This is a genomic window from Rhodoferax sp. SPJ4 (assembly GCF_058216275.1).
The window spans coordinates 1,366,214-1,381,489 of the sequence record NZ_JBYZMN010000001.1 but is presented as its reverse complement, the minus strand read 5'-3'; the positions used below and the strand labels follow the sequence as shown (position 1 = coordinate 1,381,489).

Below are 15,276 nucleotides of genomic sequence, written 5' to 3'. Positions count from 1 at the left end.
GCGCCGGGCAAAACGGCCCTCAGACCCGGCTATAATCCTGCTCTTGCGGTGGCTGTAGCTCAGTTGGTAGAGTCCAGGATTGTGATTCCTGTTGTCGTGGGTTCGAGCCCCATCAGCCACCCCAAAACAAAAAAGCCTGTTGGTTGCCAACAGGCTTTTTTGTTTTCTGCGCCCAAAGCCTTGCTTCAAAACACGCCAGGCAGCAGCCGCCAGCGGGTGCGCTGCATGAAGCTCCGGTAGGCGGGGTCCCGCTGCAGCACCTTTTCTTCCCGCAGGATGCGGGCGATCTGCAGCACGTAGACGGTGCCCATCAAAAGAGCGTTCTGCAGCGAGAAGTAGCCGCACAAAAAGCCGACGTGGCCCATCAGGTAGCCCAGGTAGATCGGGTGGCGCACCAGCCGGTAGGGCCCGTTCTGCACCACGCCACGGTTGGCGGGCAGCAGACCGAAGGAGCGGCCCAGGGTGTACTTGGCGGCGATTTGCAGACCGATGGCACCCAGCTGCAGCAGCACTGGCCAGGGCTCGTCGATCAGGGCCCGGCCGGTATCGACCTGCACCCCCAGAATGTAGAAGGTGCCGCCCAGCGTGATGGCGATGTCAAAGGGGTGCAGGGAACGCGTCATCGGGTGGCGCGACAGGATGACCAGCGCCACCGTCAGCGTCTCACCCACGGCCAGCAAAAACAACACCGGGCTGTGGGTGGCCAGAAACTGGGCCAGCACCCGCGTCAGGAACAAGGCCAGCGTCAGCGCAGTGAGTGTCTTCAGCACCCCATCGACCGTTCGCGCCGACGGCACGTACCGGGCCGTGGCCGCACGCATGCCAGCCCGCATCAGCACCAGTGCCGTGACGTCACGCGCCCGGCAGGGCGGTGGCGATGGATTCGAAGGTGGTCTTCAGCTTGGTGCCGACATCGGTCACGGCCAGGATGATGACCACGGCAATCAAGCCGGCGATCAGGCCGTATTCGATGGCGGTGGCGCCTTCTTCGTCGCGAAAGAATCGGGCAAGGGCTTTGGACATGGGGGCTCCATTCGTGGGTTGAATGGCAGCCATCGTAGGCCGGCCAGGGCCGCCCCATCGCAGGAATAAGCGGCGTTTTGCGGTGTTTTCATGGCCTTGGCGCAGCGGGCCTGGCCAGCGAAAAGTGGCCGATGCGGCCCACCCCATGGTCGGTATTAAGCTGGAAGATGTACGCCGTTGGGCCTGCGGAACACCGGGTTCACTGGCGTTTCCCTTCTCCAAGCGGGGGTGGGTTCCGGGTCTCGAAGGCCATCGTGCCAGGCCCTTGGTGCTGGGCCTTAAGACCTCAGAACGGGTGGGGCGCCGGGGCGAAGGGTTAATACCTCTCCACCGATTCGGCGCCGAAAGTAAGCCATTGGTGTCGGTGTCGGTCGGCGGCCACTGTCTCTTATTGAGATAGGAGGAGAAAAGTCCCCCTTTTCTCCCGATGCCGCGGAAGAGGGCTGCCTACGATCAAGCCTCCTTAAACCCACTTCTGGAGACCTCCATGCACCAAGCCCTGACCCGCTTCTTTCGCGACGAAGAAGGCGCCACCGCCATCGAATACGGCCTGATCGCCGGCCTGATTGCCGTGGTCATCATCCTGGCCGTGACCGGCGTCGGCACCAAGCTGAAGACCACCTTCGAATCCATCGCCACCGCCTTGCCAGGCGCCTGATCGCCAGCACCCGGGCACGCCACCGCAGCACATCCACGGCCAGACCATGAACCCGCAGCTGCTGCTTCCCGGTCTGGTGGTGTGGTGCGGCCTGATCGCCTGGTCCGACTGGCACGCCCGTCGCATTCCCAACACCTTGCTGGTGGCCGGCCTGGCCGTGGCCTGGCTGGGCCTGCTGGTGCAGGGCCAGACCCCGTTTGGCATCGGCCCGTGGGCCAGCGTGCTCGGCACGGTGCTGGGGCTGCTGGCCCTGTTGCCTTTTCACCTGATGCGGCTGATGGGGGCGGGCGACGTGAAGCTGTTCGCCACCGCCGGCGCGCTGATGGGCGGCTGGGCGCTGTGGCCGATCTGGCTGATCGCCTCGCTGTTGTCGGCACTGCATGCGCTGGCCTGGACCGCCTGGCATCGCTGGGTGCCCGGGGCGACCCGTCCGGCCGCGTCCGCCGCCCAGGGCCGGCTGCCCTACGGTTTGCACCTGGGGCTGGCGATGGTGGCCGTTGCGCTCTGGCCCGAACTCATTTCCCGGTTGTCGTTTGGCCTGGCCGACTGACAGCACGCTTCCCGTCCCTGGACCTTTTCCATGAACACCATCACCAAAATTTTCGCCGGGCTGCTGCTGGTGGCGGCGGCCCTGATCGGGCTTTACGCCCTGTTGCTGGCCAGGCAACCGGGGCCGGTGGCGCCCGCAGCCACCGCGCCCAATGCCACCGTCCCGGCGGCGCAGTTCGCCGTGGTGGTGGTGAGCAAGGCGCTCAGCGCCGGCAAGCCCATCACCGCCGACAGCGTGCGGCTGGAAAAACTGCCCATCAAGCCAGCCGAGAGTTTTGGCGACGTCAGCGAGGTGGTTGGCAAGGTGCCGGTGGCCGACGTGGGCGAGGGCGTGCCCATGCTGCAAAGCCATTTGTCCGGCGGTCTGGCCAGCCAGGTCGCGGTCGGCGAGCGCGCGGTGGCCATCAATGTGGACGAATCGATCGCCGTCGGCTTCCGCGTCAAGCCCGGTGATTTTGTCGACGTGTTTTTTGTGCTGCGCCAGGACAACGCCGAGATCGCACCCAGCCAGGGCCGGCTGCTGCTGTCCAAACTGCGGGTGCTGGCGGTGGGCGGCAACTCGGTCAACGAGGAGGCATCCAAGGCCGACCCCAACCGCACGGCCGCCGCGGTGCGCACCACGGTGCTGGCGGTGCCGATCGCCGACATCAACCAGCTGAATCTGGCGCAGAACGCCGGCCGGCTGACGCTGGCCCTGCGCAACCCCAAAGACGACGCGCTGCCGTCGGCCCAGCTGTTCCCCAACCCGCCGGCCGTGATCCAGGCCCGCAACGGCAAGGAAGTCACCGAGCCGGTGAACCAGGCCTATGCCGGCACCAGCCTGCCGGGACTGGCTGGCCGCAAGGACGCCCGCCCGGCCCGTCTGGGCAGCCCGGTGGCCGTCGCCGGGCCTGCCCGTCCCGCCATCGACAACGTTGAAATCATCCGTGGAGGAGTGCGCCAATGAGCCGCCAACCAACCCGCCTGGCCGCCCTGTGGGCCCGGCCCGCACACCCGTTGCGTGCCATCGCCCTCGCGGCTGTCGCCGTCGGCGGTCTGACCCCCAGCGCCTGGGCGGCCGAAGCCGCCCCGGCCGCCACCCCCGCGCTGGCCGCCCCGGTAGTGACCGCGGCGGTGCAGCCCGACGCGGCCCAGGCTGCGGCCGAAGCCGGCGTGGCCCTGCCACCGCGCAAGGCCAAGCGGGCCAAGAAAGCCAAGGCCGATCCATCCAAAGCGACACCGGCGACCGACAAGCCCGCGGTCGACCGCTCGCCCGGCGCCGGCTTTCCGGCCAACCTGGCCCTGAAATCCGCTCAGCAGCAGGAACTGCCACTGCCAGCGCCGATCGACCGCATCGCCGTGGCCGACCCCAGCGTGGCCGACGCGCTGCTGCTCAAGCCCCGCAGTGCGGCCGGCCATGGCGCCCTGCTGGTGACCGCCAAACATGCCGGCAGCACCACCGTGCTGGTCTGGTTCCGTGGCCAAGCCAGGGCCGCCACGCTGACACTGGTGGTGGACGGCGACGCCCTGAACGGCACCGGACTGCAAGCCAACGGCGGGGTGCTGACCGGCGCCTCGCCGGACATGCTGGCCCACGCCCAGGCCAGCGAGCTGGCCCGCCAAAACCTGCCGGCCACGGGCGGCAAGACCGTCATCGACCAGAGCACCGTGGCCTTGTCGGGCACGGTGCAGGTCGATGTCAAGGTGGTGGAGTTCAGCAAGACCGCGCTGAAGCAGATCGGCATCAACTTCTCCAAGTTCACCGACGGCACCTTCAAGTTCGGCACGCTGTCGCCCTCGGCCGGCTCGCAGGTGGGCTTTTCGCCCACCGCACTGAGCGGCGGTGGGGTATCGCCGTCGGCGGTGACGGTGCAGCCCCTGTTGCCGATTGCCCAGGCGTTCAACCTGATCAGCTCGCAGTCCGGCAACCTGTTCAACCTCAGCCTGTTGCAGAGCAACGGCATGGCCCGGGTGCTGGCCGAGCCCACGCTGCTGGCCCAGTCGGGCCAGAGCGCCAGCTTCCTCGCCGGCGGCGAAATTCCCATCCCGGTGCCGCAAGGCCTGGGTTCGGTGGCCATCCAGTACAAGCCCTTCGGGGTGGGCCTGGACCTGACGCCCACCGTGATCAGCGCCAGCCGCATTTCGCTGAAGGTCGCACCCCAGGCCAGCGAGCTGGACTACAACAACGCGCTGACCATCAGCGGCTTCTCGGTGCCGGCCATCCGCACCCGACGCACCGACACCACGGTGGAACTGGGTGACGGCGAGAGCTTTGTCATTGGCGGCCTGATCAGCAAAAGCACCATCTCCAACGTCGACAAGGTGCCCTTGCTGGGTGACCTGCCGGTGATCGGCGCCTTCTTCAAGAACCTGAATTTCCGCAGCGAAGAAAAAGAACTGCTGATCATCGTCACGCCCCACCTGGTCAGGCCCATGGCCAAGGGCGCCAACCTCGGCACGCTGCCGGGTGCGGCGGCCACCGGCACCGAGGCCCCGGTCTGGACGCCCTACCTGCTGGGTGGCAGTGGCAACAGCTTTCCCGGGCTGTCGCAATGAGCACCATGCCGCCCGAACTGAGCGACCTGCGCGCCCCTGCCGGCAGCCTGCCCGAGCTGGCGCTGGTATTCGCCCAGGTGGGCACCGAAGACCGATTGGCCGGCATCGTGGGCAACCTGGGGCGGCTGGTGTCCTTGCCGGGCGGCGTGCCTGAATGTGCCGAGGCGCTGGCGCAGCGCAAGCCCCGGCTGGTGTTTCTGGATTTCTCGCCGGCCCAGGCCGGCCGCTCGGCGGCGCTGGCCAAACAGCTGGTGACCCAGAGCCCCAAACTGTCGCTGGTGGCGGTGGGCAATGCCGCCCTGGCCGACTCGGTGCTGGCGGCCTTGCGCGCCGGCGTTCGCGACTTCATTGACCTGCACGACGCCGACGGCGACGCCGGTGCCATCGTGCGCCGGGCGCTGGCAGCCAGCCCCGACGGCCCGGTCAGCCCGGCCCCGGCCGCCCGCGGCAAGATGGTGGCCCTGGTCGGTGGCCGGCCCGGCGTGGGCACGACCAGCGTGGCGGTGAATTTGTCGCTGCTGGCCCAGCAGCATTTCGGCCAGGACGGCCGGGTGCTGCTGCTGGACTTCGGCATCCCGGTGGCCGACGCCTCGCTGTACCTGCACCAGAAAAAAGAGTTCGACCTGCTGCAGGCCATCCACAGCCTGAGCCGAATCGACGAGACCTTCATCGCCTCGGCCTTTGCCCGCCACCCCAGCGGCTTCACGCTGCTGCCCATGCCGTCGCAGCCCGAACGCATGCGCGAGATCTCCTACGACGACGCGCTGGCGGTGCTGGGGGCCATGCGCGGTTTCTTCCCACTGGTGGTGGCCGATCTCGGCGGCTGCACCGACCTCGATTTTGTGGCCGCCATGGTGCGCCAGGCCGACGACGTGCTGCTGGTCAGCGACCCGTCGGCCGGTGCCATCGTGTCGGCCCGCACGCTGGTGCAGTCGCTGGCCGAGCGGGCGGTGATCGTGGGCAAGCTGCAACTGCTGCTGACCAAACACGACGAGGCGCTGGCCCTGGGTGTGAGCGACGTGGCCCAGCGCCTCGGCGTGACTGCCCTGGCCACCTTGCCACACCGCCATGTGCCCATGCTGCAGGCCGCCAACCAGGGCAAGGCCCTGGCCGAACTGGCCCCCAATGACCCCTTTGTGAGCGCACTCGAAGCGGTGCTGGCCCAGGGGGCCTGGTCGCCCGCGACCCGGCCCGCAGCCACCCGTTTTGGCACCGGCCTGGTGGGTGGCCTGCGTCGCCTGGTGAACCGGTCTTGACCCTTTGAATCCCCGAGGACCTGATGCGAAGCAACCTCTATGAACTGTCGGGCGACCTGAACGGGTTTGCCGAATCCCAGCAATTCCTCGACATCAAGCAGAGCGCCCAGGCGCACCTGCTGACCCGCATCGAGGAAGAAGGCCAGGGCCTGATGCAACGGCCACGCACCGCGGTCCAGCAGTTTGTGCTGGCCGAGGTGGACCAGTTCATCCGCAGCCGCCGTGTGCCCATCAACGACCTGGAAACCCGGGTCATTGCCGACGCCTTGTTCAAGGACCTGGTGGGCCTGGGCCCGCTGGAAGACCTGCTGGCCGATCCGGCCATCGAAGACATCCTGTGCAACGGCCCCAAAGAGGTGTTCGTGTCGCGTGGCGGTGTGCTGGAACGCAGCACCACCCGCTTCACCGACAACGCCCATTTGCTGCGCATCGTGCGCCGCATCCTGGCGCCGCTGGGCCGCCGGCTCGACGAGTCCAGCCCCATGGTCGACGCCCGGCTGCACGACGGTGGCCGCCTCAACGCCATCATCGAACCGCTGGCGCTGGAAGGCCCGGTGGTGTCCATCCGCAAGTTCCGCAAGGACCCGATGACACCGCAGGAGCTGATCGACCTGGGCACCATGAACCAGCCGGTCTACGACCTGCTGGCCGCCGCGGTGCGCAACCGCTGCAACATCATCATCAGCGGCGGCACCAGCTCGGGCAAAACCTCGCTGCTGAACGCGCTGGCCAACTTCATCGGCCCGGCCGAACGCATCATCACCATCGAGGACACGGCCGAGCTGCAGCTGCGCCACGAGCATGTGGTGCGGCTGGAATCGCGCCCCGGTGGCTTCGAGGGCACGGGCGAGGTCACGCCGCGCGACCTGATGCGCAACAGCCTGCGCATGCGGCCCGACCGCGTCATCGTCGGCGAGGTGCGCGGCGGCGAGGTGCTGGAGTTGCTGCAGGCCATGGGCACCGGCCACGACGGCTCCATGGGCACCATCCACGCCAACAGCCCGCGCGAATGCCTGTACCGCATGGAAATGCTGGCCGGTTTTGCCGGCTTCCAGGGCAGCGAGTCCAGCCTGCGCCGCACCATTTCCAGCGCGGTGGACTTCATCGTGCAGATCGGCCGCCTGGCCAATGGCAAGCGCCGCATCCTGTCGGTGACCGAGATCACCGGCTTTGGCGACAACATCGTCTCCATGCAGGAGCTGTTCCGCCACGAAACCGTGCTCGCGGCCGACGGCAAGGAACACGACCGCTGGCATGCGCTGGGCGTGCCCGCCCACAGCCCCAAGCTGGCCGCGCTGCGCCAGGCGCCGCAGGCCGCAGCCAAGGGGCGCATCCATGTCTAGCCTGTTGCTTCAGACCCTGGCCCTGGCCTTGTTGCTGGCCGGCGGCGGCCTTTGGCTGTGGCAACGGGCCCGCTGGCAGGACCGGCGCCAGGCCTCCACCGCCGGCATCGACCAGCTGCTGGCGCTGGACGGGCTGGCCGACCAGGCCCAGGGCCGCCAGCGCCGCGAACGCCGGCAGGCGGTGCTGGGCGGCAGCCGCGATTTCCCGTTCAACCAGACCCTGCAGCGCGCCGGCCTGCGGCCCCGGCCGCGCACCCTGGTGCTGATGGTGCTGCCGCCGCTGCTGCTGACCAGCGTGGCGTTGCTGTGGGGCGGTCTGTTGCTGGGCGGCATTGTGGCCCTGGCGAGCAGCCTGATGCTGGTGATGTGGCTGAACCTGCGGATTGCCCGCCGGCGCAAGGCGCTGACCCACGACATCCCGGCCTACCTGGACAACGTGGTGCGTTTGATGACGGTGGGCCACAGCGTGCAGTCGGCCTTCCAGAACGCGCCGGCCGCCGCCGGCTCCCCGCTGGGTCTGGCCACCGAACACGCCTCGCGGCTGCAGGCCGGTGGCCTGGACCCCGACCAGTCGCTGCAGGCCGTGGGTGAGCTTTATGCCTCCACCGAGCTGATGCTGCTGGCCTCCATCCTGCGCATGGCCATGCGTTTCGGCGGCCGCGCCGATCTGATCATCTCGCGCGTCGCGGTGTTCATCCGTGACCGCGAACAGGCCCAGCAGGAATTGATGGCGCAGTCGTCAGAAACCCGGCTGTCGGCCTGGGTGCTGGGCCTGCTGCCGGTCAGCCTGGCGGTCTACATCGTTGGCGCCAACCCCGAATACATCGGCCGCATGTGGGTCGACCCCACCGGCAAGCAGTTGCTGATGGGTGCGCTGGTGCTGCAGTTGCTGGGCGCTGGCGTGCTCTACAAGCTCACCAAGTCGCTGGAGGACTGACCGTGGTCACCGATTCCTTTTCCCTGTGGATGACGGTCTGCGCCGCGCTGGTGGGCCTGGCCTCGCTGGCGCTGGGGCTGGACTTCTGGCTGGGTGCCCGCCGCAAGGCGCAGGCCCGGCAGCGGCTGGACGCGGTGCTGGCCGGCGACCGCCCGGCCCCGGTCGAAGCCGAGGGCGAGGCCAGCGTCAAGCAGCGGCCGGGCGCGGCCACCGCCCGCCGGCTGGGCGACTCCATGGCCAGCTGGGGCGAGCGGGTGTCGGTGTCGCGCTTCGGCCAGATGTCGCTGGAAGACGAGGACGTGCGCCTGCTGGCCCTGTGCAACTTCCGTGACCTGCGCAGCCGCTACATCTTCCTGGGCATCCGCATGCTCACACCGCTGCTGCTGATGGCCGGCGTGGTGCTGTTCTGGACCGGCTCGGCCTCGAATTTCTGGCTGGCCCTGTTTGCCGCCGGTGCCCTGGGTTTTCTGCTGCCCAAATGGGTGCTGAAGGCCTTGGCCGCGCGCCGCCACAGCCGGGTCGAGGTGGAATTGCCCTGGCTGCTGGAACTGCTGCAACTGCTGATGGGCGTGGGCCTGAGCGTGGACCAGAGCCTGCAGCTGGTGATCCACGACTTCCGCAGCACCGCGCCGGTGCTGGCCGACGAACTGGGCATTGCCAACCAGCAGTTCTCGGCCGGCCGCAGCCGCGAGCAAAGCCTGCAGCGCCTGGTCAAGCTGTTCGACAACGACGACCTGAAGGTGTTTGTCGACCTGATCACCCAGATAGACAGGTATGGCGGCTCCGTGCAAGAGCCAATGAAGCGGTTTGGCGACCGCTTATTGGAGCAACGGCGCAACCGGGTCCGGGAGAAGATTGGCGTCATCACCGTGAAGATGAGCGCCGTGATGATTCTGTTCCTGCTGCCCGCGCTGCTGATCGTGGCCGGCGGCCCCGGTTTCATCGGCATCCTGCGTGCGCTCGGCAACCACTGAAGGAAACCCATGAACGCCAAGCCCTGTTTCACCCGCTGGACCGCTGTGGTCACCGCCGCAGCCTTGCTGGCCCTGGGCGGCTGTGCCACCCGTGGCGGCGGCACGGCCGCCGCCACGCCGCGCGCGCCGTCCATCAGCGACAGCCTGGCGGCCGACGCGCTGCCCGCACCGGCCAACACCGACAACCGCGCCACCTATTTGCAGCTGGTGGGCCAGATGCAGCAAAAAGGCCTTTACTTCGCCTCGCTGGCCCACATCGACGCCTTGCAGCAGCGTTGGGGGGCCGACGCCGATTCCAACCTGCTGAAGGCCGACGCGCTGCGCCAGACCGGCCAGGCCGAGCCGGCCCGGCTGCTCTACACCCAGCTGCTGGGCACGCCCGCCAAGGCGCGCGCCGCCCATGGCCTGGGCTTGCTGGCCAGCCGCGCAGGTGACCTGGCTGGCGCGGCCGCCTATTTCACCCAGGCCATGCAGGCCGCGCCCACCGATGGCGCCATCCTCAATGACCTGGGTTATGTGCTGATGCAGCAAGGCCAATGGCCAGCCGCCCGTGTGCCGCTGATGCAGGCCTCCGAGCTGGCGGCCGACAACCCACGGGTCTGGAGCAACGTGGCCTTGTTCCTGACGCTGGACGGCCAGCTGGCCCAGGCCCAGAAGGTGATGGAAAGCCACCAGCTGCCAGCCGCCACCCGCGGCCAGATTGCCGAACAGGCGCGCGCCATCCAGCAACGCCATGGCGTGGCCGACAGCGCCCGCCAGCCCGCGCCCACGCTGGTGTTTGCACCGGCCCTCAGCATGTCGTCCAGCCTGTCGGGCTGGACGGCCGAACCCGCCCGTGCCACGCCGGCCCGTGTCGCGGTGCAGTGATGTTTTCAGGAGTTGTTGCCATGCCTTTTTCGTCTTCCTTGTTTTCCCTGGGCGCCCGGTCCGCGCTGACACTGGCCCTGACCTCGGTCGCTGGCCTGGCCTTGGCCGCACCGGCCGAGCCACCGGTGGTGGGTGGCAGCACCCGTGCGCTGCTGGCCCAGCAGCGCGACGGCAGCCAGGCCGCGCCCCCACTGCCGGTGCTGGGCGCGACCTCGGACCTGGCCTACCAGCGTTACCTGGAGAGCTTCAAGACCAAAATCCCGGACCGCATGGCCAGCGACCTGACCAAGGGCGGCGCGGCGCGCTGACACCGATGCGCCGCGCTTTCGCCATCACCCGGCGCCGGGGAGTGGGGCCTGGGCCCCGCCACCAGGGCGGCGCCTATGCGCTGGAGTACGGGCTGGTGTTTCCATTCCTGTTTCTGGTGATTTACGGCAGCCTGGCGTTCGCGGTGGTGATGTTCATGCGCATCGATCTGCAGCATGCGGCCGAGGAGGGCGCCCGCGCGGCGTTGCAATACCGGCCCACCGCCGGCGCCCGGCTGCAGCAGGCGGTGACGGTGGCCAACCAGCGCACCAGCTGGATGCCCGGCCCCCGCACCGTGGTGGCCGACCTGTGCGCCGGCGGGGTCAGCTGCGAGCCCACCAGCACACCGGCTGCGCCGACCGCGGTCTGTGGCGACACCGTGACCACCGCCTGCCAGCTCACCGTGGTGGCCAGCTACAACTACGCCGCCAACCCCATCGTGCCGCCGCTGCCAGGCCTGGGCTTTTTGCTGCCCAGCGTGCTGCAGGCCAGCGCCACCGTGCTGGTGGACGCCAAGACGCTCGCCCCATGACCCGGCCCCGGTTGTTTGCCCCGGCCACGGCCCGCGCCCAGCGCGGGGTGGCGGCGATCGAGTTCGCGCTGGTGTTCCTGTTGTTTGTTTCCATCCTGTACGGTGTAGCCTCGCTGGGTGCGGTGTTCTACACCCAGCAGGTGCTGGCCCGGGCGGCCGAGGACGGCGCCCGTGCGGTGTCGCTGCTGGGCGCCACGCCGGTCACCGCCAACGACAGCCGCATCATCACCGTGGTGAGAACCTCGCTGGCCAACTCATTGATTGCCCCCAGCTCGGTGGGCACCACCCAGGCCGCCCGCAGCACCTGGCTGAGCAACCCCAGCAACGTCACGGTCACAGTGGACACCGCCTGTGCCGGTGTCAGTGGCTGCGTCAAGGTGACGGTGGCCTACCAGTACGCCAACAACCGCATCCTGCCCGTGCTGCCGCTGATCAGCTGGGTCCCGAGCACACTCAACGCCTTTGCCGTGGCCCCCAAGTAGGACCTCCCCATGCCCCGTTTTGCCCGTTTTTCCCATGCCCGTGGCCGCCGCCAGGGTGGCGCGGTGCTGGTGCAGGCCGCGGTGGCCTTGCTGGTCTGCGTGATTGCGCTCACCGGCACCGAGCTGGGCTATTTGTTTTTCGTCAAACGCGAGATGCAGAAGGCAGCCGACCTGGCGGCCATCACCGGCGCCCGCACGCTGGCCACCGACAGCTGCGCCAACGCCAACGCGGCGGCGGTGGCCAATGCCAACCAGAACCTGCAGTCGCTGGGCTTTCCGATCACGGTCACGCCCACCTGCGGCCGCTTTGACCCGGCCTACACCAGCAAGGACAAGTACTTCGACACCGCGGGCTCACCGTACAACGCCATCAACGTGCTGGTGTCGGGCACCGGGCCGACCTTTCTGCCCTATTTGTCGAGCCGGCTGGTGTCGGCCCAGGCGGTGGCCAAATCAGGTCCGCCTCTGGCCGGTTTCTCGGTCGGAACCAAGCTGCTGGCTGTCACCGGCAACGGCCTGCTGGGCGACACGCTGAAGATGCTGGGCCTGGACCTGACCGGCACCTCGTTGGTGGGTTACGACGGCCTGGCCGATGTCAACATCACCCCCGGCGGTTTGCTGCAGCAGCTGGGCATTCCGGTGGCCAGCGACCTCACCGTGGCCGGCATGAACGCCTTGCTGCAGGCCAACCAGGTCACGCTGGGCCAGGTGCTGGACGCCACCGCCGTGGCGGCCGGCCGCTCGGACCTGCTGGCCCTCAACACCACCTTGCTGAACGCGCTCACCACCAAGCTGGGCGGCGCGGGCAACGTCAACCAGATCAAGCTGGGCTCGGACAGCTCGGGCACCTCGCGCGGCCTGTTCGCCAACGTGGTCACGCCCGACACCTCGGCCGGCTCGGCCCTGAGCAGCCAGGTCAGCGCACTCGACATCCTGAAGGCCGCAGTGGGCGTGGCCAGTGCCGGCCATGCGGTGGATGTGCCCTCGCTCAGCCTCAACCTGCTGGGCCTGGCCACGGTCACCGCCAAGGTGGGGGTGGTGGAGCCGCCGTCGGTGGCCTTTGGCGCGGTGGGTGTGTCGGCCTACACCGCCCAGGTGCGCAGTTCCATCCGCGTGCAGACCACCAGCGGCCTGCTGGGCGCGCTGCTGTCGCCGCTGGTGTCGGTCGATCTTCCCATCGTGGTCGATGTGGTCAGCGGCAAGGGCACGCTGGCCGAGCTGTGCACCGCCAACCAGCGCGACGGCTCGGGCAACGACCGGGCCCGCATCACGGTGGAGTCGTCGATTGCCAAAGTCTGTGTGGGCACCATCGCCGCCGGCGACCTGTTTTCCAAAAGCAACGCCTGCAACGACAACCTGACCAACCCCACCAACCCGCTGCTCAGCGTGGCAGGCCTGATCCAGGCCACCCAGAAGATCAACCTGGACGCGCTGCCGTCGAATGGCTCGGTGACGCTGAAAGAAGGCGAAACCCAAAGCACCACCAACAACCTGCAGATTGGCACCACCGTGTCCAACCTGGTGACCCAGCTGACCAACCAGCTGTTCGGTGCCCAGCCACCCACCACCGCGCCCACCAGCACCCAGCTCGACAACCTGCGCGACCAGATTTGGAACGAAACCGCCAGCGTCTGCACCGCCACCACGCCGGCCTGCCGCGGCAGCCGGCTGACCGACGCCAACAGCCGCGTCACCGCCAACGCCGGCAACAGCGGCCTGCTGTCCGGCGTGGTCAACCTGCTGGGCGGGGTGGTGAGCTCACTGCTCAACTCCTGCACTGGTCTGGCCTACCTGGGCGGCACCGAGGCCGGTTGCAAACAGATGCTGCGCGACACGCTGGCCGCGTCCAGCAACACCACGCTGGGCAGCACGGTGAACAACTCGCTGGCCTACCTGACCGGCCTGGTGAAGCCGCTGCTGAATGCACTGGGCAGCTCGGTGCTGACGCCGCTGCTGCAAAACGTGCTGGGCATCGACCTGGGTGTGACCGACGTCCACCTGATCAAGCTCAACTGCAACGGCGAGCCGCGGCTGGTGTACTGAGGCCGTTCCCTGGCTCAGGCCACGGCCACCGTCAGCGTTTCCAGGCCGCTCACCCGGCCCACCATCACGTCACCCGACACCACCGCCGCCACGCCTTCGGGTGTGCCGGTGTAGATCAGGTCGCCGGGCTGCAGGGTCCAGGCGGCCGACAGGTGTTCGATGATTTCACCGATGTTCCAGATCAGCTTGGCCACCGCGCTGCGCTGGCGGTCGGCCCCGTTCACCTGCAGTGAAATCGCCGCCTGCGTGAGGTCGCCGGCCTGGGCCAGCGGGGTGATGGGGCCGATGGGTGCCGAGTCGTCGTAGCCCTTGCCGATGCACCAGGGTCGGCCCTGTTTTTTCATCTCGGTTTGCAGGTCACGCCGGGTCATGTCCAGGCCCACCGCATAGCCGAACACATGCTGCAGTGCGTCAGCCGCCTGGATGTTGCGCCCGCCGACACCGATGGCCACCACCAGCTCGATCTCGTGGTGCAGGTTGTGGGTCAGCGAGGGGTAGGGAATGCGGCCGGTGGCACCGGCCTCGACCGCCACCACCGCGTCGGCCGGCTTCATGAAAAAGAACGGCGGCTCGCGGCCGGTGAAGCCCATTTCCTTGGCATGCTCCTCGTAGTTGCGGCCCACGCAGTAGATGCGGTGCACCGGAAAACGCTCGCTGCGGCCCAGCACGGGCACCGAGGGCACAGCAGGGGGGGTGAACACAAAGCTCATGGCAGTCTTTCTTCACGGTGAACCCCCAGCGCGTCGTGCACCGGGCGGTCGGAAAAGCTGAACAACACCGCACCGCCGGCAGAGGCCAGGCGCAGCCGGTGCCAGGACGGCACGACAAAATGGTCGCGGGCAGAAAAGTCAAGCCGTTGGCTGCCCGCCGGGCCGTCGATGAAGGCGCTGCCCGCGCCTTCGACCACGCTGTAGACCGCGCCATCGGTCTGCCGGCAGGCCAGGCCGTCAAAACCCGGCGGCAGCAGCTGCATGAAGGCGGCCAGTGTGGGCAGGGGCCAGCCGCCGGTGACCGGGTTGGTGTAGCGCAGCTTGAAGCCGTCCCAGGCATCGAGCGGCGTGGTGCGCGACAGCTGGTTGAGTGCCTCGCGGCTGCGGCTGTAGGGGTGGCTGAACAGCGGGGCGGCGTCGGTGCTGGCGTCGTGCCGCACCGGCGCCATGGTGTGGCCAAACCGGGCCTGGCTGGCGCCCTCGGGCCGGGCCAGTGGCTGGGTGGCGGTGCTGCCGTTCTCGGCGAAACCAGCATCCAGAAACCGCAGCATGGGAATGTCCAGGCCGTCGAGCCAGACCACCGGCTCTTGGGCCTCGTTGCCATGGTCGTGCCAGGTCCAGCTCGGGGTGATGACGAAGTCGCCCGGGGCCATGGTGGTGCGTTCGCCGTTCACCGCGGTGTGGGCGCCGCGGCCCTCGACGATGAAGCGCAGCGCGCTCTGGCTGTGCCGGTGGCTGGGCGCCACCTCGCCGGGCAGGATCAACTGCAGCCCGGCGTACAGCGACTGGGTGACGGCCGACCGACCGGGCAGCGCCGGGTTTTCCAGAATCAGCACCCGGCGCACCGCCTCGGCCGCGCTGATCAGCTCCCCGGCCCGCATCAACAGCGGCCGCAGCGTGGCGTAGCGCCACAGCGCCGGCACACAGGGGCTGGCCGGCTGCGACGGCACCAGGGCGTGCAACACCTCCCACAGCGGGGTCAGGTGCTGGGGCGCGATGGCTTCGTAAAAGGCACGCCGCTCCGCCCGGGTATCGGCCTGCTGGGTGGCCATGGCGCCAGG

17 protein-coding genes and 1 tRNA gene are annotated in these 15,276 nt (G+C 68.5%); 14 read left to right on the top strand and 4 right to left on the bottom strand.

Going from position 1 to position 15,276, the window contains the following annotated elements:
- The first annotated feature begins 48 nt into the window (after positions 1-48).
- Positions 49-124, top strand: a tRNA-His gene (locus AC4BAR_RS06740).
- 61 nt (positions 125-185) lie between these two features.
- On the opposite strand, the gene AC4BAR_RS06735 is transcribed toward AC4BAR_RS06740, so the two are convergent.
- Positions 186-821 (bottom strand): methyltransferase family protein, encoded by a 636-nt coding sequence (locus AC4BAR_RS06735; protein ID WP_490627039.1) that lies wholly within the window; start codon positions 819-821, stop codon positions 186-188.
- A gap of 31 nt (positions 822-852) precedes the next feature.
- Complete coding sequence (locus AC4BAR_RS06730) at positions 853-1,023, bottom strand: Flp family type IVb pilin (protein ID WP_490627038.1); 171 nt, start codon at positions 1,021-1,023, stop codon at positions 853-855.
- 487 nt (positions 1,024-1,510) lie between these two features.
- On the opposite strand from AC4BAR_RS06730, the gene AC4BAR_RS06725 reads away from it, so the two are divergent.
- Genes AC4BAR_RS06725 through AC4BAR_RS06665 form a run of 13 tightly spaced genes read left to right on the top strand, consistent with a single transcriptional unit; the run spans position 1,511 to position 13,505 of the window.
- Positions 1,511-1,681 carry a Flp family type IVb pilin gene (locus tag AC4BAR_RS06725; protein WP_490627037.1) on the top strand — a complete coding sequence of 57 codons (171 nt, stop codon included), beginning with the start codon at positions 1,511-1,513 and terminating at the stop codon, positions 1,679-1,681.
- A 46-nt stretch (positions 1,682-1,727) separates the two neighbouring features.
- Positions 1,728-2,231, top strand: coding sequence for an A24 family peptidase (locus AC4BAR_RS06720; protein WP_490627036.1), 504 nt, complete (start codon positions 1,728-1,730; stop codon positions 2,229-2,231).
- Positions 2,232-2,261: 30 nt separating this feature from the next.
- Complete coding sequence (cpaB, locus tag AC4BAR_RS06715; RefSeq protein WP_490627035.1) at positions 2,262-3,176, top strand: Flp pilus assembly protein CpaB; 915 nt, start codon at positions 2,262-2,264, stop codon at positions 3,174-3,176.
- On the top strand, positions 3,173-4,765 hold the full coding sequence (locus tag AC4BAR_RS06710) for a type II and III secretion system protein family protein (protein WP_490627034.1): 1,593 nt from the start codon (positions 3,173-3,175) through the stop codon (positions 4,763-4,765). The genes cpaB and AC4BAR_RS06710 overlap by 4 nt, the downstream gene beginning before the upstream one ends.
- Positions 4,762-6,021, top strand: a complete 1,260-nt coding sequence (locus tag AC4BAR_RS06705; protein WP_490627033.1) for a CpaE/TadZ family protein — start codon at positions 4,762-4,764, stop codon at positions 6,019-6,021. The genes AC4BAR_RS06710 and AC4BAR_RS06705 overlap by 4 nt, the downstream gene beginning before the upstream one ends.
- A 23-nt stretch (positions 6,022-6,044) precedes the next feature.
- Entirely contained in the window at positions 6,045-7,364 is a 1,320-nt protein-coding gene (locus tag AC4BAR_RS06700) for a TadA family conjugal transfer-associated ATPase (RefSeq protein WP_490627032.1), read from the top strand.
- Positions 7,357-8,301 carry a type II secretion system F family protein gene (locus tag AC4BAR_RS06695; RefSeq protein WP_490627031.1) on the top strand — a complete coding sequence of 315 codons (945 nt, stop codon included), beginning with the start codon at positions 7,357-7,359 and terminating at the stop codon, positions 8,299-8,301. Before AC4BAR_RS06700 ends, AC4BAR_RS06695 begins: the two co-directional genes overlap by 8 nt.
- A gap of 2 nt (positions 8,302-8,303) precedes the next feature.
- Positions 8,304-9,275 carry a type II secretion system F family protein gene (locus AC4BAR_RS06690; protein ID WP_490627030.1) on the top strand — a complete coding sequence of 324 codons (972 nt, stop codon included), beginning with the start codon at positions 8,304-8,306 and terminating at the stop codon, positions 9,273-9,275.
- Between the two features lie 9 nt (positions 9,276-9,284).
- Complete coding sequence (locus AC4BAR_RS06685; protein ID WP_490627029.1) at positions 9,285-10,142, top strand: tetratricopeptide repeat protein; 858 nt, start codon at positions 9,285-9,287, stop codon at positions 10,140-10,142.
- A gap of 20 nt (positions 10,143-10,162) precedes the next feature.
- Entirely contained in the window at positions 10,163-10,450 is a 288-nt protein-coding gene (locus AC4BAR_RS06680) for a DUF3613 domain-containing protein (protein ID WP_490627028.1), read from the top strand.
- 5 nt (positions 10,451-10,455) lie between these two features.
- Positions 10,456-10,980, top strand: coding sequence for a TadE/TadG family type IV pilus assembly protein (locus AC4BAR_RS06675; protein WP_490627027.1), 525 nt, complete (start codon positions 10,456-10,458; stop codon positions 10,978-10,980).
- Entirely contained in the window at positions 10,977-11,462 is a 486-nt protein-coding gene (locus AC4BAR_RS06670) for a TadE/TadG family type IV pilus assembly protein (protein ID WP_490627026.1), read from the top strand. Before AC4BAR_RS06675 ends, AC4BAR_RS06670 begins: the two co-directional genes overlap by 4 nt.
- A 9-nt stretch (positions 11,463-11,471) precedes the next feature.
- Positions 11,472-13,505, top strand: coding sequence for a TadG family pilus assembly protein (locus AC4BAR_RS06665; RefSeq protein WP_490627025.1), 2,034 nt, complete (start codon positions 11,472-11,474; stop codon positions 13,503-13,505).
- 14 nt (positions 13,506-13,519) lie between these two features.
- On the opposite strand, the gene AC4BAR_RS06660 is transcribed toward AC4BAR_RS06665, so the two are convergent.
- The gene (locus AC4BAR_RS06660) at positions 13,520-14,215 is read right to left on the bottom strand and encodes a fumarylacetoacetate hydrolase family protein (RefSeq protein WP_490627024.1); all 696 of its coding nucleotides are present in this window, start codon (positions 14,213-14,215) and stop codon (positions 13,520-13,522) included.
- A complete protein-coding gene (gene gtdA / locus AC4BAR_RS06655) occupies positions 14,212-15,267 on the bottom strand; it encodes a gentisate 1,2-dioxygenase (protein ID WP_490627023.1) in 1,056 nt (351 codons plus the stop codon). The genes AC4BAR_RS06660 and gtdA overlap by 4 nt, the downstream gene beginning before the upstream one ends.
- Positions 15,268-15,276 lie beyond the last annotated feature (9 nt).